At 49.6% G+C, this 17433-nt stretch carries 13 protein-coding genes; 3 read left to right on the top strand and 10 right to left on the bottom strand.

The window, feature by feature from the left end; genetic code table 11:
- Positions 1-47: 47 nt before the first annotated feature.
- The 4 genes from pepV to MCG46_RS16220 form a co-directional block, all read right to left on the bottom strand.
- A complete protein-coding gene (pepV, locus tag MCG46_RS16205; RefSeq protein ID WP_240280897.1) occupies positions 48-1406 on the bottom strand; it encodes a dipeptidase PepV in 1359 nt (452 codons plus the stop codon).
- A 159-nt stretch (positions 1407-1565) separates the two neighbouring features.
- Positions 1566-2153, bottom strand: coding sequence for a GNAT family N-acetyltransferase (locus MCG46_RS16210; RefSeq protein WP_240280898.1), 588 nt, complete (start codon positions 2151-2153; stop codon positions 1566-1568).
- A 106-nt stretch (positions 2154-2259) separates the two neighbouring features.
- Positions 2260-3609 carry a hypothetical protein gene (locus MCG46_RS16215; RefSeq protein ID WP_240280899.1) on the bottom strand — a complete coding sequence of 450 codons (1350 nt, stop codon included), beginning with the start codon at positions 3607-3609 and terminating at the stop codon, positions 2260-2262.
- A 170-nt stretch (positions 3610-3779) separates the two neighbouring features.
- Positions 3780-5432: an FAD-dependent oxidoreductase gene (locus MCG46_RS16220; RefSeq protein ID WP_240280900.1), complete on the bottom strand. Its 1653-nt coding sequence runs from the start codon at positions 5430-5432 to the stop codon at positions 3780-3782.
- 148 nt (positions 5433-5580) lie between these two features.
- On the opposite strand from MCG46_RS16220, the gene MCG46_RS16225 reads away from it, so the two are divergent.
- Positions 5581-6453 carry a LysR family transcriptional regulator gene (locus MCG46_RS16225; RefSeq protein WP_240280901.1) on the top strand — a complete coding sequence of 291 codons (873 nt, stop codon included), beginning with the start codon at positions 5581-5583 and terminating at the stop codon, positions 6451-6453.
- Positions 6454-6552: 99 nt separating this feature from the next.
- Here MCG46_RS16225 and MCG46_RS16230 read toward each other — a convergent pair whose 3' ends face one another.
- Positions 6553-7311 carry an exodeoxyribonuclease III gene (locus tag MCG46_RS16230; protein ID WP_240280902.1) on the bottom strand — a complete coding sequence of 253 codons (759 nt, stop codon included), beginning with the start codon at positions 7309-7311 and terminating at the stop codon, positions 6553-6555.
- Positions 7312-7479: 168 nt separating this feature from the next.
- Between MCG46_RS16230 and MCG46_RS16235 the strand changes: the two genes are divergently transcribed.
- Positions 7480-7668 carry a hypothetical protein gene (locus tag MCG46_RS16235; protein WP_240280903.1) on the top strand — a complete coding sequence of 63 codons (189 nt, stop codon included), beginning with the start codon at positions 7480-7482 and terminating at the stop codon, positions 7666-7668.
- A 113-nt stretch (positions 7669-7781) separates the two neighbouring features.
- Here MCG46_RS16235 and MCG46_RS16240 read toward each other — a convergent pair whose 3' ends face one another.
- From MCG46_RS16240 to MCG46_RS16255, 4 genes are all read right to left on the bottom strand, one after another.
- Positions 7782-9491, bottom strand: a complete 1710-nt coding sequence (locus MCG46_RS16240) for an FAD-dependent oxidoreductase (RefSeq protein WP_240280904.1) — start codon at positions 9489-9491, stop codon at positions 7782-7784.
- A gap of 91 nt (positions 9492-9582) precedes the next feature.
- Positions 9583-10449, bottom strand: a complete 867-nt coding sequence (locus MCG46_RS16245) for a LysR family transcriptional regulator (RefSeq protein ID WP_240280905.1) — start codon at positions 10447-10449, stop codon at positions 9583-9585.
- A gap of 57 nt (positions 10450-10506) precedes the next feature.
- Positions 10507-11364, bottom strand: coding sequence for an HAD family hydrolase (locus MCG46_RS16250; protein ID WP_240280906.1), 858 nt, complete (start codon positions 11362-11364; stop codon positions 10507-10509).
- Positions 11334-13115 (bottom strand): aminopeptidase P family protein, encoded by a 1782-nt coding sequence (locus tag MCG46_RS16255; RefSeq protein ID WP_240280907.1) that lies wholly within the window; start codon positions 13113-13115, stop codon positions 11334-11336. Before MCG46_RS16255 ends, MCG46_RS16250 begins: the two co-directional genes overlap by 31 nt.
- Before the next feature lie 188 nt (positions 13116-13303).
- Here MCG46_RS16255 and MCG46_RS16260 point away from each other — a divergent pair, with 188 nt between their 5' ends.
- Positions 13304-16657, top strand: coding sequence for a glycoside hydrolase family 2 TIM barrel-domain containing protein (locus MCG46_RS16260; RefSeq protein ID WP_240280908.1), 3354 nt, complete (start codon positions 13304-13306; stop codon positions 16655-16657).
- Between the two features lie 189 nt (positions 16658-16846).
- Here MCG46_RS16260 and MCG46_RS16265 read toward each other — a convergent pair whose 3' ends face one another.
- A complete protein-coding gene (locus tag MCG46_RS16265) occupies positions 16847-17311 on the bottom strand; it encodes a GNAT family N-acetyltransferase (RefSeq protein ID WP_240280909.1) in 465 nt (154 codons plus the stop codon).
- Positions 17312-17433: the final 122 nt, after the last annotated feature.

The following is a 17433-nucleotide window of genomic DNA, read 5'->3' on the forward strand; positions in this document are numbered from 1 at the left end:
AACCTGATCCCCTATGTGAAATCAGGTTTCTATTCTCATTCTAAAAATTAAGCTTCCAACAACTTCATCAGCGCATGCACGTAGATCTCAGCCTGCTGAAGCAGACAGTCGATCCGCACGAATTCATTGGCATCGTGAATGTGGCAGTCTTCGCCTTCAAACTCGCAGCCGAAAGCGATGCAGTTGTGGATTCCTTTGGCATACGTACCTCCGCCCATCGTAATTGGCTTGGACTGAACATCGCCCGTTACTTCCTGATAGGCTTCTAAGAGCCGGGAAACCAGCGGGGAATCAATCGGGAAAAACAGTGGTTCCATGTGACTGCGAACCGTAATTTTACCCTGAGTTTCAGAGGTTAGCGCCTTTTCAATCCTTTCAATAATCTGTTGGGATTTCATCGTCACTGGAAAACGAATATCGATTGTTCCGCGAATTACGCCGTGATCCATCTGAATTATGCCATTGCTGAAAGTCAGCGGGCCATACTCATCACTCACCTTGCAGCCGCACCCTGCGCCATCACAGCTTGTGCCAATCCGGCGATTGTAGAATTCAACGAAATCATCCTGCATTCCAGCTTCAGCCAAAGCCGCCATCAGCTCACCAATCGCATTGACGCCCAGCTTCGGTGTGCTGGCGTGAGCCGCTGTACCATAGACATCCACGATCAGATTGTCCTGATCCTGCTTCACTTCAAAAGTTACCGGATGCTTTTCCAAAGCTGAGCGCAGCGCCGTTTCCGAAACCGTACTTTGACTGACGGTTAACGTGCAGTGGTTGCAGACGACATTGGAAGCAACACCTCCATGAATATCCTTGATGGCCGTCTGCGTACTTTCAAAGTCCAGCCCCAGCGCGCCTTTTTCTCCATGAACGCCAGGGAACGTGCCGTCAGGCGTAAAGCCCATGTCAATGTGGCCTTCTTTTTCCACATAATGAGCTAAACACTTAGAACCGTTTTCTTCATTGGTTCCCATGATTAGACGAATTCGCTTGTTCAGCGGAATCTCCATATCCTTTAAAACTTTCATCGCAATCATCGAAGCAACCACAGCACCCTTATCATCGCTGGTTCCGCGGCCATAAACCCGATCTTGATCCCGAGTCAAGACAAAGGGATCGGTATTCCAGCCCTCACCGGCTGGAACAACATCCAGATGTGCCAGAACACCGATCACTGATTCACCTTCACCAATCTCAGCATAACCGGCATAATGATCCACATTTTTTGTTTTAAAGCCATACCCTTCTGCGATTTCCAGCGCTTTATCCAGACAGGCTGCCGGCACTTCGCCAAACGGCGCATTCGGCTTGGCTTCGCCCTGAACTGAATTATAAGAAACCAGCACTGCCAAATCCTTCAGCATCGCTTCTTCATAACTTTTTACCCGTTCCTTGATATCCATGAGTTCCTTTCCTCCTGTTTTCTGTTTTTTAGTTTAGCACGTTTTCCCACTTTCGCCAATGTCAAAGCTTTGATCTGGAAAAGCCTTAGTCCCATGGAAGAGAGTTCAGCCTAGTTCCTGCCCAAAGGATTACGCTGTATCTCGGTGCAGCAATGAAAATCAGACGTCTTCTTCGACAAAATGAATCTCAGAATGATCCCAGTATTTCCTGTAAACTCTGTCGTTTTGTCCATCAAGATTGATCTGATACATCCGAAAAGTAACACATAGGTCCTTCGGCTGCCATTGTTCTTCATAGGAATATTGATATTTCATTCCGATATTTCGCATCACGCCGCCGCTTCGCGGATTGTTGCGGTCATGAGTTGCCGTAATATACGGAATGCCCTCTCTTTTCACTTGTTCGATCACAGCTTTCCCGGCTTCCGTCATAATCCCCTGATGCCAGAATTCCTGCCGCAGTCCATAACCCAGATCATGAGGCTCATCCATATCCACGCACAGATAACCGATCGGATAATTATCCCGTTTCAGGCAGACAGCATAGGCATAAGCTTGCGGCAAAGCATACTTGGACGCATACCGTTTCTCAAAGAAGGCGCGGGCTTCCTCCCTGCTTTTTAACGGAAAGCAGGGAAGGAATTGATTGACTACCTCATCACTGTAAATCTGGTATATCGCTTCCATGTCATCGGCGGTAAACTTTCTTAATCTTAACCGTTCTGTTTCAAGTGTTGGTGTATTCATTTCTTCCTCCTGCTTCCCTTAAGTCACCCTGTCTGCCTGTTCCGTTTCCCAGCTATTGTCAGCTTGCGGAAAAATGTTAAACTTTTATGCTGCAGATCAAATCAGTTCAACGCAGTGGCTTTTGATAGATCAGCCGATAGAGCTGGGAAGCGTCGGCATTGGGCTCACAGGCGGTTTCCCAAATCACCAAAGGACAGTCTTCCGCCTGCAGCGTTTCCTGGATCATCGGCAGGTAATATTCATTGCCTTGATCATCGCGGACAAAGGCTGAATTTTCAATTTCAGTCACTTGGACATATTGTCGGATCTGACGCTGGCCTTCGGTGCGCTCATTAAGAACTAACGTCATCGGTGCCTCGTACGGCGCTTGTTCTTCCTCTATCCCATAGGCTCCGCGGATCAGCACATAACCCTCTAGTGTATCTGCATCATAGCGAATGCCATCCTGATCAAAAGAATTCAAGGGCAGCGTTCGACCCAACAGCGCTTGGGAAGCCTCCTCCAGATCCGTGATCTGGATCACCGCCAACAGATCATCCGCTGCGGCCTGGGGAAGATTAAGTGAGATCGTCGCATTCCCGGAGGTTGCAGCCATGCAGCTTAAAGTCGGGGAAGATCCCTCACAGACATAGGTCTTCACCGCGGCCATCAGCGTTAACATGACGGACACATCAGCCTCTATCTGAGCTGGATCGCTAAATTCCTTGCCTAACAGAGCCGCGAAGTAAAAAGCAACCTCATCAGGTGGCAGAGTTGGATTCAACTCACCGGTATAAAGCGTATACGTTGTCGCGGAGGATTCTTCTTTAAATCCGTTTGACGCCTGCGAATAGGTTTTCTGTTCAGCATATTCGTAATCCTGTGTATTCAGATAGACTGTTCGCAGCTCAAATAATGCTTTGTCGGCTTGTTGGCGTGCTTGTTCAATCTGATCCTGCTGCAGCTTGGCGGCTTGCTGGACGGCTTTTGCTAAAGCGGGGCTGACGCGCTCATCCGGAGCCTCCACCGGCCAGCGTGTTGTTTTGGTTGAAGTCGTTACCGCAGCGGTGCACGAAGCTTGAAAACCATCGCAGATCAGTTCCAGATAAGCCTGTTTTGTTACCCCATCTTCCTGATATTCCACGAGTTGTTGGTGAGTATAATTCACCTCCACCGTATCGTTAACCGGATCCCAGATTAAAAACGGATGATCGCGATTCTCTAGGTAGAGAACAATCTGATTTTTGACGTTGCGCCATAATTCAAAGGGCTTGGCTAGGCCTTGATCATCCGTAAAAATAGCGGCCTTATCCAATCGCTGAAACATCTCAAACATCGCCGCATTCGTCAATTTTGTTCCCGCAAGACGTTCGGTTTCAGGACTTGCGGAAGGGACCACGGCGGACTCAGCCGGGGTTTGGGCACAGCCCGTGAATAGAACACAGGCCGCGATGACAGCCCATAATTTATGTTTCATCCGTATTCCTCCTCGCTTCCCATCAGTCGGGAAATTCTGTTACCTTTATTATATCAGATTCCGCTTTGGGAATGGATGCAATCCCAAGATTTGGCAGAAATCCGAAAGAAAACGATCCGCAGTTTCCGATTTGATCAGAAACCAACGAATCGTTGATCCAATAGAGATTTCTATTTTGAAGCTAAGGTTTTCGCTACGTTGTAGCCGAAGGTGATGCAGCGGCTGTGAGAGATACAATTCAGATTATGCGGATAAGTCCCGTGGAACATTGAACCGGAAACATTACCGATCGCATACAGACCTTCAATGACGTTGAATTCCGTATCCAGCACTTCGGAGTTCGGTGTCACCTGCAGACCGCCGGCCGTACACAAAGCGGCTGCCCCTTCAAGGTTGGCATAGAACGGCGCGGTTTTAATCGGATGCATCATGCTCGGCACCATGTGGAAATCGCTGTCCTCACCGGCTTCGCACATTGCATTCCAATGCTCAATCGTTTCGACAAAGGCTTCCGCCGGTACGCCCATCAAACCCGCCAGTTCTTCTAGAGTATCCGCTTTTAAGGCATTCTCACTGGTTGCCGCTCCGACCCAGACTTCCTTCGGTCCATAACAGGAGGAAGACGGTGTCCACATCTTATTGATGGCATTGGCCGCATCGCCGTCGGTAATGTACCAGTTGATGCCGCCTGGCTGATTCTGCATTGCCAGCGCCAGATGATTGTATGGTTCATATTCCGGCGTGAACCGCTTGCCCAGCTTATTGACGCGCAGATAAGGCATTAACTGAGCCGGATCGAGCATCAGCGGATGCGGATATTCATCTTCGATCGCTCCGATCGCCTTGCCCATTTCATGACCGTCACCGGTATTGGAGGCGGTTCCGTTCATCCAGTGATTCAGAGCCAGATCCCGTGGGCGGCAACATTCCTTCAGCTTGGTTGGATTAAACTCATAACCGCCGGTCGCCAGGACAACCCCCTTAGCGCATAAATACTTGACGTAGCCTTCTGCCGTTTTGGCGATGACGCCGGCGACCTTGCCGTCCTCTTTGATCAGCTGGCAGGCTGGAGTTTCCATCAGCACTTCCGCTCCCGCTTCCTTGACTTTGTTTGTCAGCAGCTCCACAATTTCATTCGGTGCCATAGGAATGTTGATCGATGTATTCCAGGAACGGCTCAGCGAGGTTTTGTCATACGGATCATAGAAGTCCGGGAAATCCCCAGCCGCAAAAGTCAGCTTGAAATCGTCATCCGGCAGCGCGAACAGATCGAGAAACCAGTTGATCGCTTCTTCCTGGGTATCGATCCACCGTTGATAAATTGCCTGATTGCCGTAGAACATCGAGTTGACCATCGCGTCATCCAGCCATTCCTTAGTATCAAACTGAACGCCGTATTTTTTGTGAATCCGATCCGTCAGACCGCCGATCGTCGCCGAACGGTAAGTCCCAACCTGGCCTTTTTCCAGGACAACAGTTTTCAATCCCTGTTCAGCGCTGGCAATCGACGCCGCAAAACCAGCCGGCCCCATGCCGCAGACGACAACGTCGACGTTTTCCGTTCTTACGATTTCCCCCTCGGCAATCGGTTCCTTGACAAAGGCGACAACGCCTTCCATCGGAACATTCGGCTCTAACGCCTCAACGGCCGGCCAACTGTTGGTGGAAGAAGAAACCGGATCACAGGGCGGACATTCCTGTTTTTCCGGTGTGGAAGCACAACCGCCTAACAATCCGGCAGCCGCAACGCCCAATGCTCCAGCCGCGGTTCCTCTGAGGAAATCACGACGGCTGATGCCTTTGATTTTGTTTGAATTTGACATACTTTCCCTCCTGTTTGTCATTTCTTTTTCCATTATAAAAGGCTTGTTTGTGAATTGACAAACAGATAAAAGTTAGGGGATACAACTTTTTATTGTATCCCCTATCAGTTTATGCTAAGCTGAAATCAACAAAAGGAGACCCTTGCGCATGAATCCGAAACAACTGCACTGCTTCATCACTGCTGCCCAAGAAGGCAGTTTTTCCAAAGCGGCAAAAAAACTTTACCTGTCCCAACAGGCCTTAAGCAAAACCATCGACAAGCTGGAAGAGGAGCTGGACGTACCGTTATTCATCCGCGGTGTTGCCGGACTGCAGCTGACCCGCTATGGCGAAGCGCTGCGGCAGTCTGCCTTTCCTTATCTGCAGATGCATGACAACATCATTTCTGATCTGCAGGCAATGAAAAACGAAAGTCCCAAAACCCTGTCATTGGGCTATCCGACGGGCTTGTTAATCAACTTCCCCGATGATTTTCTGACCCGTTTCATCACTGCGCACCCGGACGTTGATTTTCAGATCTACAGTGCGCCGGATGATTCCTACAATCGTTCATTGCAGTCCAGTGAAATGGATATCTATTTCTGCACGATGCTTTACAATGCCCCGATGGTGCAGGTACAGTATCACTACCGGCATCCCGTTTTTGCGGTTTTAAGCAAGGATCATCCGCTGGCCGCCAAACCGTCTCTGTCGCTTGCGGATTTTCGCGGACAGAAATTGATCGGTCTGAATACTGAGAATGCCTTGAACACACACATGGAACAGGTTTGTCAGAAACATGGCTTAAAACCGACGATTATCTTATCTCCAGCCGAAATGAGCTTGGTTTTTAAGCTGATTGAAAGCACGCACTGCGTCAGCTTTTTTGGCAGTGATTCGATTCCCCTGCCATCCTCCATTGTCAAGCGGCCGATTGACGATCTTGATTTGGATTATGAATTCCTGATCATCACGCATAAAAACGCTCCGGTTACGCCGATCATGGAAGAATTTATTCGCTACACCCGCAGTTTCTTCTGATCTGATCGTCTATGCCAATAAAGTAAGTGTTTCAGCCTGCCAGAAAGAAACAAAGCCGCAGCGGAAATTAAACTTTTCGCTGCAGCCGATTGGGTTTAATTAAAGACTGACTTCTATTCCGACCGGGCAATGGTCAGAACCCAAAATATCACCGTAGATCACACTGTCTTTCACCTGATTCATCAACGCTTGAGAAACGATGAAGTAGTCGATCCGCCACCCGACATTCTTAGTCCGCGCTTGAAAGCGATAAGACCACCAGGAATATTCAACCTTTTCAGGATATAAGGTGCGGAAAGTATCCGCAAATCCCAAGCCTAACAAATCCCGCATCTTCTGTCGTTCCTGATCGGAAAAGCCCGGATTGAAATGATTGGTTTTGGGATTCTTCAAGTCAATCTCCTCCACCGCGACATTCAGATCACCGGTATAAATCACCGGTTTGCTTTGATTCAGCTTCGTCAGATGTCGCTGCATCGCATCCTCCCACGTCATCCGGTAATCCAGACGGGCTAATTCTTCCTTGGAGTTTGGCACATACGCGGTCACAAAATAGAACTTTTCAAATTCCAGCGTAATCACACGGCCTTCCTTCGGATGTTCCCCTTCCGCCTCATCAAAATCATATTGAACTGACAGCGGTTCCTGTTTGGTAAAAACAGCTGTACCGGAATAACCCTTGCGTTCAGCGCTGTTCCAAAATTGATGATAGCCCGGCAGCTCCAGTTCAATCTGGTGGGGCTGCAGCTTGGTTTCCTGCAGCGCGAATATATCGGCGTCCTGTTCATTAAAAAAATCTAAAAATCCCTTCTGCAAGCAGGCACGAAGCCCATTTACATTCCATGATATCAATTTCATAAAGCACCTCGTTTTTTCTGCTTTCATTTAACCAGATTTCGACAAAATAATCTACTGATTTGATTGAATCTAAACTGAAAGATGATATGTGATTAGACCTAAGATGCTGACAAATGTATCACACTAAGTTATATAATAGAGAAGCAGAAATTACGGGAGGTGCGTAGCATGGCCAAAACAATCAACACCGTATTACATGAATCAATCATCGAAATGAAACAGCCGCGCTATAATCTTGTGACAGAAGCAGCTATACAAGAAGCAAGAAATATCATAAATGGTGATATTTCTGCTAAAAGTTATTCTTCTGCTCATGAATTATTCGCCGATCTTGACACTGAAATAGATAATGAGTAATGACACAAAGCTTACTCATCTTTTGAAAGCTTCCTTATTGACAATGCGCAGAAGAAAACACAGCTTCCAAACCAGCTGTGTTTTCTGTTGATACGTTTTGTATGATTAAGCTTTTATTCCTCGCCCGCAATGACCTTAACAGCCTTGATCGCAAAGGTCAGCGTCCGTCCGCAGGCCAGACCTGGGAACAGTTCAGGATAGTTATTCGCAAAGAAGCTGCCGGAAGCGTTGCCGATCGCATACAGCCCCGGAATAACCTGTTTCTCTTTGTCCAACACCTGCATTTTGTTGTTGATCTTTAAGCCATCTCCGGTGCACAACAAGCTTGCGCCCAGCCATACGCCATAGAACGGGGCTTTCCGCAGCTGCGATAAATAATGACTGGACTTGAAGAATTCATCATCTTCCCCTTTGTCATAGATCGCGTTATACCGGTCGCACTGAGCCAGAAACGCCTCTTTCGCAGATCCTTCAAAACCCAGCTTATCCGCCAGTTCTTCCAGCGTATCGGCTTTCATGATGATGCCGTCGGCGACATTTTTTTCCATCTGCTCCGCCATCATATCCGGCAAAACACGAGTCAGTGATGAACAGCCTAACGTGTGGAACTTCTGCCAGTCTTCTTTAAAATCCGCATCATAAACCTGGCAGTAGACTCCGCCTTTCTGATTGGCAGCCGCAAAAACAATGTCGTTATATGGACATCCTTCATTCGCAAAACGAATGCCGTCGCGGTTAACTTTCATGAACGGCTGCGTCCCTGGATTCCATTGCGAGATCGTTCCCGGGAAGTGCTTTGCGCCATTGGAAGCGACGACATAGCCGGCATCCACGCCCGGGGCTACCGCGCCGCGGTCAAATAACATCGGTGCCGCTTCCTTGTCCATATCGGCACCAATCCACAGTCCGGCTTTAATGCCATCGCCATGGTTTGTGGCAAAGTAGCTGCTTGCGGTCGTACAGGAAACTGCCAGCGGCGAGAGGGCTTCCATCATCTCGGCATTGCCTTCATAACCGCCAGTCGCGATAATCACGCCTTGTGGTGCTAAAACTTTGATGTAATCACCAGCGCCATTCTGAACAATCGCGCCTTTGACCGCGCCTTCTTCACGAATCAGCTCGACTAAAGTATGTTCAAAATCAACATGATAGCCTTTTTTCTCGATATAATCGACAAACAGCTTGTTGCGCGGCGTGTCCTTCCATTCGCTGTCCGGACGGGCATTGTAATTGTGCTGCGTCGGGGCATGATAGTAATCGGTGCCCTCTTCCGCCATGCCGGTATCCGCTTCAAAGTAACAATCGTAGCCATAGGAATCCATGATCGCTTTGACATAATCATGCATTGCCGCTGATTCATCCAGCCAGACCTTGACGACACTCTGATCCAGTTTGCCCGATGCATAACGCGATAATTCGCTCATGGCGCGTTGGCGGTCAATCGGTTTTCCCGCCGCTAAAGCGTCGACGGAATCCGCTGCTGCATACCAGTTCCGTGTGTCGCAGACAAACGTGTTCTGCTCAATAATCCGAAAATCCAGACCCGCATCGGCGGCCTTCACCGCGGCCATCATGCCGCCGTTGCCGGCTCCGACAATCAGAACGCCGGTATTCCAGGTTTCTTTGATCTCGCTGTCCTGGATCTGCGGCTGCTGACCAAGCCAATCCTGCGCGGATGAGCCTGCATCTGGGGTTGGTTCCGTCGTTGTCGGCGTGCTTCCGGTATCCCCACAAGCGCTTAACAAGCCCATGGCCGCCAGCGATACAGCACCGGCCGCACTGCCCTTCAGGAACTCCCGTCTTGAAATTCCAGTTTTCTTCATCTTTCTTCCCTCCTGTTTGTGTAAATCCACACAATCACATTATAAAAGAAAAGAAAGCTTCTGCTTATTTCATTAACGGATGGGCTTATGCTCATTTCAAATATCGAAGCAGCTTCTTTAACGCGATGTTCTGAGAATCCCGGCGATAGACTAAACCCAGACGGATCAGCTCCGGCTGATCGGCTTGGATCGGTACCGCTTTGATCAGCGGACTATCCGCCAGGATTCCACCCTCCGGTGCCAAGATGACGCCCTGGTTTAACTCCAGCAGCCGTCGGGATGCCGGAACATCCTTGACCGGTGTTAAAACAATGTTCTCCCGCAGCGCCGGACTGAACTTTTCCAGATAGGCGGCATACCGCAATGGATTGCGACGGGCAAAGAGGATCTGCGGCAGTGCAGCCAATTCATCAAAAGTGACGCTTTCCCGTTTAGCCAAAGGATGATGAACATGCAGATAAGCCTGGGTTTCTCCGCAGAACATTTCCAGATATTCCAGCCGTTCCGGATTGACATCCTGCGGCCACATCATGCAGCAGTCAATTTCCCCAGTTTCCACCTGATTCAGTTCCGAAACAAAATCCACCGGAATCATTTCCAGCCTAACTGAAGCCTCATCCCGAGTCAGCTGTTCCAGCGCCTTCATCAGCCGGGCCTCCGCAAAACCAATGACGCCAACTTTGAGCGCAAGTCCAGCCTGACTGGCCTTGCGGGCTTCCTCAACCGCTGCCTGGTATTCACATAAAAGCTGACGGGCATGAGAATAAAAGATCTCCCCGGCTTTCGTCAGCACGACCTGATTTCGATTGCGTTCAAACAGATCAAAGCCCAGCTCCTGTTCCAACAGGTGAATAATCCGGCTGATCGAGGGCTGTGATAAATGTAAGACCTCGGCACTTTTAGAAAAATTCAGCGTCTTGGCAACCTGCACAAAACAATCCAGACGATCGACTTTCATCGCGGTTCTCCTTTCTGTTCTTTCTATTCATTTGATTCTTTGCAAGAAACAGAGCGGTTACAAAACCAACCGGCGCAGAGCTTCGCCTACACCGTCCTCCTCATTGCTCAGCGTAATATAATCAGCCTGTGCTTTCACCTGATCGGCGGCATTCGCCATCGCAACGCGCAGACCACAGCCTTCAAACATCGGCAGATCATTGATGCTGTCACCAATGCCTAAAATCCGTGCCGGATCCATCCCAAGCTGCTTCGCTGCCTGCCGAATAGCCATCCCTTTATCCGCCTTGGCGCTGATCACTTCGATATCGCCATAAGGGTAGACAAACAGCCGCACGCCTTCAACATTGCGCAGCTGGTCGGCAATCCGCTCTGTTTTGCCTTGAGCCCGAATCAGCAGTTTATAGACAGGCTTTGGATTCTGGGCAGCGACGGCTTCCAGGTCCTGGCTCGGATAATAACTCAGCCGGTGTTCCGCAGGCAGATCTGCCGTATAGGCGACATAATCCGTGGTCAGCTGATCGGCATGACTGCACCAAATCGTGTTCAGCTGCTTCATGAAGGTGCAGCAGTTCTCCGCTTTCAGCCGCTTCAGCAGCATCATCAAGGCCCCTTGGGGAATCGCTTCCCCCTCCGACTGGCCGCGGAAATGACGGTAAGCACCGACAAAGCCGATCACTGCGACCCGCGGGTCAATCAGCTGAGCTGTCTTGTAGGCAAATTGAAAGGCCCGGCCAGACACAACAGCCACCTCAATTCCCTGATCCAGACACCGTTGGATCTGGCGGCGGCTCAGCTGGCCGATCTGCTTGCTGCGGTTGAATAAAGTTCCATCCAGATCCAGACAAACCATCGCCACCGGCTGAGGCTGAACGCTCTCCCTGCTTAAATCGACCGCGCAGCGTCTTTCAGCCATGCGGCTTCCTCGGTTGTCAAATAGGGTGTCAGAGCCTTGCGTACCCGTTGGTGATACCGGTTCAGGGCTTCCCGTGCAGAAGGCGTCAGAATCTCTGGATCGACGGCGTCCAGATCAATCGGCGCCAGCGTCGTCGTTTCAAATTCCATAAACTGGCCATAGAAATTCTTCTCACCCAATTTGACGATCAGCTCGTTTTCTATCCGAATACCGTATTGTCCTTCAACATAAACACCCGGTTCATCCGTGACGACCATTCCGGCTTCCAGCTGCTGCATCTCGCTTAAGGCCGCTGTCCGCTTCCAGCGAATGCCATGTGGCCCTTCGTGCACGTTGAGCAGATAGCCTACGCCATGGCCGGTGCCGCATTGATAATCCAGATTCAGCTGCCACACTGGCCCCCGTGCCAGAATATCCAGATTGATGCCGCTGCAGCCGTATAAAAACCGGGCTTCCGACAGGTTCAGCATCCCCTGCAGTACCGTCGTATACACTTTCTTGATTTCCGAAGAAATCGGCCCCAGCGCAAAAGTTCGGGTGATGTCGGTCGTTCCTTCCCAATACTGACCACCGGAGTCGATCAAAAGCAGACCGTCGGCGTCCACCGGCACATCCTGCTCAGGATCAGCACTGTAATGCATCATCGCGGCATTGGCCTTGTAAGCGCAGATCGTGCCGAAGCTTTCTTCTAAAAAGCCCTCCTGCTGAGCGCGCAGCTGATGCAGCTTTTCCTGAATTGAACATTCGCTCATCGCTTCCTTGCCGACACGGGTCTTCAGCCAGTACATCAGCTTGGTCACCGCGATTCCGTCTTTTAGATGTGAAGCGCGCAGATTTTCTATTTCAATTGAATTCTTAATCGCTTTTTTCAGACTGATCGGGCTGGTCTTTTCAATCCGGGTGCAGGATTGAGGAATAGCCCGGATAATCGCATCATTGAGCTTCTGCGGATCGGCCCATACGTTTTGATCCTTCAGCTCAGCCACATCCAAATAAAAAGTCTCATACGCGCGGATTTCAATGTTCTGCTTCTGCAGCTGCAGCTTATCCGGATCCGACAACTTGCGGGTGTCAAGATACAGCACGGCCTGATCCTGCGTCAGCCAGCCGTAGGCCAGAACGACAGGATTATACTGCACATCTGTGCCGCGCAGATTAAACAGCCAGGCAATGTCATCCAAGGCCGAGATCAACAAGACCTGTGCTCCTTCCGCTTTCATGATCGCGCGGATTTCTGTTAACTTATCCGTTGTTGACTGTCCACTGTAACGCTCATCTAAAAGCACGGCTTGAGCCTCTGACAGTGCTGGACGATCTTTCCAGATCAGATCCACTAGATCCTCATTAATAATCCGCGCCTGTTTCTTTGCCAAGGCCGCTTCCAGTTCACGCCCCATTGTCGCGCTGACCATGCGGCCATCGTAAGCCAGACAGCCGCCCTGCGGCATTTGATCCACGATGAACTGAGGAAAATCGATAACGCCTTCCTGTCCCATTTTATATAAGGTAATCCCGGATCCATCCAACTGCCGCTCTGCCTGAATAAAGTAACGGCCGTCGGTCCACAACCCAGCCTGATCGCGTGTCACGACTAAAGTCCCCGCTGAACCGGTAAAACCAGACATCCAGGCCCGGGCTTTAAAATAATCGCCAATGTATTCACTGCCATGAAAATCGGATGACGGAATCAAGACGAGATCGACTTGTTTCTGTTCCATCACCTGCCGAAGCTGTACTAATGTTTCTTTCATATCCACTCTCCTCAATGATCCTTATTGTAGCTCAAAAGCTGGAAAAATGCAGCCTGCCCGCTGTCAACTTCTGCTTTTTACAAAAGTTTCCCTATAGGAGAAAGTCCGTTTTTAGAGCTTTGGCCAGCCCTGCCGTTTTCTCGGCGTGTGAATTATGATATAGTGAGGATAAGCTTCAGGAGGTTTTCATGAAAAAAATCATCGCTGTTTTATTATTCAGCTGTCTGATTCTGGGCGGCTGTTCGTCAAAAATTGATCAGTTTACAGAACCGGAAGGGACACCGCGGCCAAGTATTGAGCCGTTGCCGACAGATACTTCCTTTGCCGGGGAAGAATGGTACGATCAGATGGAAATCTGGCAGCTTCACCGTGAACCTGCCCGCGCTTCACTGACGCCTTATCCTACAGCTCAACAGGCGCTATCAGCGGAAATCAGTGCCCTGGATGAGCTGGACGCTTCCACTTCTGAGCGGATTCAGTCGCTCAACGGAACCTGGGCATTCTATTATGCCGCCAAACCGACCGACCGCTTAAAAAATCTTGCCGGCTACGATGCCCAATGGTATTGGGAAGACTGGGATACTTCGGATTGGGATACAATGGAAGTCCCGTCCAATATTCAGACGCAGTGGGATGAAAATGGTCAGTTTCGTTATGAACCACCGATCTATGTCAATCAGATCTACCCATGGCTGAACTATGAAGCCATCCAATATGGAGCGCAGGGGCAGCCGGTCGCCGCCACCGCCTTCAACAGCGTCGGTCATTACAAACGGGAATTCACCCTCGATGAAGGCCTGCGGAACAAACATATCTTTCTGCGTTTTGAAGGCGTGGAGTCGGCGTTTTATGTCTATATCAACGGCCAACAGATCGGTTACAGCGAGGACAGCTATACACCGGCAGAATTTAACGTTACACCCTATTTAAAAGAGGGAACCAATACGATCGCAGTTGAGGTTTACCGCTGGTCGGACGGCAGTTATTTTGAAAATCAGGATTTTATCCGCTTGTCCGGCATTTTCCGCGATGTGACGCTGATCGGCCGGGAGGATGTGGAAATCCGCGATCTTTTTGTCCAGAGCGAGCTGTCTGAGAATTACGATCAGGCGCAGGTGCAGGTCGACGTCGATCTGCGCAATCTGTCAGCCGAGATCCAATCCGGCTGGACGCTGGAGCTCAACCTGCTGGATCAGGGAACGTCCATCCTGGATCAGCCGCTGGTTGTAAACAGTCCGGATTTATCCGTGTTGGAAACCACAGAGAATCAAACCGGAACCCGGCTTTCGGCAAGCTTCAGCGTCGATGATCCGAAATTGTGGTCACCGGATAAGCCGCAGCTGTTTCAGCTGATCGCCACGCTGAAAAATCCCGAAGGTGAAATAGTGGAAAGTGTCTGTCAGCGGATCGGCTTCCGCAAGATTCAGATTGAAACCCAGGATGGGGTTCAACAGATTCTGCTGAATGGAAAATCACTCATGCTGAAAGGCGTCAACCGCCATGAAACCGATCCGGTCAAGGGCCGGGCATTGAGCGCGCAGGAGATCGCAGCGGATCTGAAATTGATGAAAGCTTACAACATCAATGCTTTCCGCACTTCCCATTATCCGAATCATCCGCTGACCTATGACATAGCGGATGAACTGGGACTGATCGTCGTCGATGAAGCCAACATTGAATCCCACATCGGCGAGAAAGAACTGGGTGTTCCGGGCAACAATCCGCTGTATAACGGTTTGATTATGGATCGGACTGTCAGTATGGTGGAACGAGATAAAAATCATGCCAGCGTGCTGTTCTGGTCGCTGGGCAACGAGTCCACCTACAAGGAATATGAAATGAATGAAAACTATCCGTTCTACAACACCTCGATGTGGATTTTGCAGCGGGATCCGAGTCGGCTGCGAGTTTATGAGCGCGATAACCGGATTGGCCAGACCCGCGAAACGTCGATGGTTGACGTCGCCAGCAGTCAATACTGGACACTGGATCAGCTCAAGGATTACGCCCGGAAAAACAAGAACGCTTTTTTCCAGTCCGAATACATCCACGCGATGGGCAACGGCGTCGCCAACCTGGAGGAATACTTTGAAGTATTCCGTACTTATCCGCACCTGCAGGGTGGCTTTATCTGGGATTTCATCGATCAGACCATCCTGACCGGCGATCCAGCGACAGGCCAGTTTTTCTACGGTTACGGCAGCGATTGGCAAACACCGCTGAACGACGGAGATTTCTGCGGCAATGGGCTGGTAAACGCGGACCGTACGCCGAGCGCCGAGCTGCAGGAAGTCAAGAAAGTCCAGCAGGACGTGCGGTTTCTCTATGAGGCTTCCACTTCTCAGTTAACGCTCATCAATGATTTTTTGGCAACGAATCTCGATGAATTCATCGTGGAACTGAACTTTTATCAAAATGGCCAGCTGTTTCATCAGGCGCTGCTAAGCGATGCACAAAAGAAAATTGCCCCGGCTGACTCCAAAACATTGAAGGTTGAGCTTCCAAAATGGGATGAAAACGCCGAAATTGTATTGGAAGTTCTTGTCAAGTACCAACAGGATCAGCTTTGGGCGAATGCTTACGGCGGCCGGCAGGGTGATAGTTTAGCCTTTGAGCAATGGGTTCTGCAGAAAGCGAAGCCGCTGGCTTCCCCTGCTTCCACCTCAGCTTTAAGCATAACGGAAGAAAATGATAAACTTGTCCTCAAAGGACAAAGCGATCAGAATCAGAGCTTTGAAATTTTTCTGAATCCTGCCGCGATGGAAATCGAATCCTACCGCCTTGATCAAAAGTCCTTTCTCACAGGCGGTCCGCAGCCTTCGTTCTACCGGGCTGTAACTTCCGGGGATCCGCAGTTTTCTGAAGCGGTAAGGCAGGCGGGCAAAGCCGTCGTTTACAAGACACCCACGATCCAGAAAACGGAAGAAAACGGGGCAGTGAGCCAGCTTACGCTCACAGCTGAAGGCACGATCAACGAGTTTGATACCCTAGTGGAAACGAAAATCGTGATTGATGGAAACGGAACAATCTGCGTATCCATGACGATGAAAGTCCCTTCCGAGAAAAAGATCGGTCCTGTCGCCCGCGCAGGTCTGACCTTAAACCTGGATTCTTCTGTCGAACAGATTCGTTATGTTGGAAAAGGCCCGGAGGAAAACTACGTTGACCGAAACACGGGTTCCCGTCTGGGTCAATGGACACAAAAGATTACGGACTTCTATAATGATCAATTGTTAAAGCCGCAGGACAGCGGCAACCGCACGGATGTCCGCAGTCTGACTCTGCTTGGTGAAAAAGATACATTGAAGCTCACGTTCAGCGAACCAGTGGGCATGAACATTCTGACCTGGGATGAACTGTCACTGTCCCAAGCCGCTCATCTCAAGGATGCCAAAGCGTTAACCCAGCCGCTGCTTCATCTGGATGCCGTTCAGCGGGGATTGGGGAATGGCAGCTGGGGCGCTGAACCCTTAAAACAATACCAGATCCAACAGAATCAATCCTATACGGTTTCCTTCACCCTTGAACCCGGCAGTCACTAACCTCATCCATCTCCGTGATGAATTGGAAACTCGTTCTCCCGTCAAGGATTGTTCCCTGTTATAAAGCGATAGCCCTGCAAAAAGCCATCCAGGTTTAAAACCGGATGGCTTTTTTACAGCTGAATTGAGCGATGAATAAGCGCTTGCTTCTTGATCGATTGATGTTTACACAAATAGTATTTCTGCGGATCATTTCTCATAGAAAACCAAGGTCATACGCGAATTGACCACCCGTGTTTTTCCGGTTTTCTTGTATCCCATTTTTTCATAAAGATAGGCAAGCTTCGCTTCCTGTAAAATGGTATCCAATTCCCAACCCTGTTCGCCATAGATCTTTTCAATCTGTCGAATTGCTTCCTGAGCATATCCATGTCCCTGAAACTCAGGCAAAACAAAAATCGGCGACAACCGTTTCAGACTTCCGTCTTTCCTGTCTGTCACGCTGAGGACGCCCACGTGAATGCCGTTGACATCAATAAAATAATACTTGCGATCCTTCTGTGAACATCGCTGCTGCATTTGTTCCAACGTTTGATTGGCCGGACTGGTATCATAATCCTGATAACGTTGAAGCATACCACTGAAAGCGATTTTCTGCAGGGCCAAAATTTCAGCGGCCTCTGTTTGCTTGGCTAATTTTAATTCAACTTGCATGTCTGCTCTCCCTGGAATTCATTTGGAATTCATACTTAATCTGATCTGATTCATACTTTTTCCGGCATTTCTTTATTTGTAACCAAAACTCTGAAATCATGGAATCAAAAGATCCGCTTCAT

Source organism: Holdemania massiliensis, from assembly GCF_022440805.1.
Lineage (GTDB): Bacteria > Bacillota_I > Bacilli_A > Erysipelotrichales > Erysipelotrichaceae > Holdemania > Holdemania massiliensis_A.

Excerpts from the sequence above, each read along its gene's own strand:
- MCG46_RS16215 (WP_240280899.1), bottom strand. The coding sequence starts at position 3,609 with ATGAAACATAAATTATGGGCTGTCATCGCGGCCTGTGTTCTATTCACG.
- MCG46_RS16220 (WP_240280900.1), bottom strand. The coding sequence starts at position 5,432 with ATGTCAAATTCAAACAAAATCAAAGGCATCAGCCGTCGTGATTTCCTC.
- MCG46_RS16210 (WP_240280898.1), bottom strand. The coding sequence starts at position 2,153 with ATGAATACACCAACACTTGAAACAGAACGGTTAAGATTAAGAAAGTTT.
- MCG46_RS16260 (WP_240280908.1), top strand. The coding sequence starts at position 13,304 with ATGAAAAAAATCATCGCTGTTTTATTATTCAGCTGTCTGATTCTGGGC.
- MCG46_RS16240 (WP_240280904.1), bottom strand. The coding sequence starts at position 9,491 with ATGAAGAAAACTGGAATTTCAAGACGGGAGTTCCTGAAGGGCAGTGCG.
- MCG46_RS16255 (WP_240280907.1), bottom strand. The coding sequence starts at position 13,115 with ATGAAAGAAACATTAGTACAGCTTCGGCAGGTGATGGAACAGAAACAA.
- MCG46_RS16225 (WP_240280901.1), top strand. The coding sequence starts at position 5,581 with ATGAATCCGAAACAACTGCACTGCTTCATCACTGCTGCCCAAGAAGGC.
- MCG46_RS16250 (WP_240280906.1), bottom strand. The coding sequence starts at position 11,364 with ATGGCTGAAAGACGCTGCGCGGTCGATTTAAGCAGGGAGAGCGTTCAG.
- pepV (WP_240280897.1), bottom strand. The coding sequence starts at position 1,406 with ATGGATATCAAGGAACGGGTAAAAAGTTATGAAGAAGCGATGCTGAAG.
- MCG46_RS16230 (WP_240280902.1), bottom strand. The coding sequence starts at position 7,311 with ATGAAATTGATATCATGGAATGTAAATGGGCTTCGTGCCTGCTTGCAG.
- MCG46_RS16235 (WP_240280903.1), top strand. The coding sequence starts at position 7,480 with ATGGCCAAAACAATCAACACCGTATTACATGAATCAATCATCGAAATG.
- MCG46_RS16265 (WP_240280909.1), bottom strand. The coding sequence starts at position 17,311 with ATGCAAGTTGAATTAAAATTAGCCAAGCAAACAGAGGCCGCTGAAATT.
- MCG46_RS16245 (WP_240280905.1), bottom strand. The coding sequence starts at position 10,449 with ATGAAAGTCGATCGTCTGGATTGTTTTGTGCAGGTTGCCAAGACGCTG.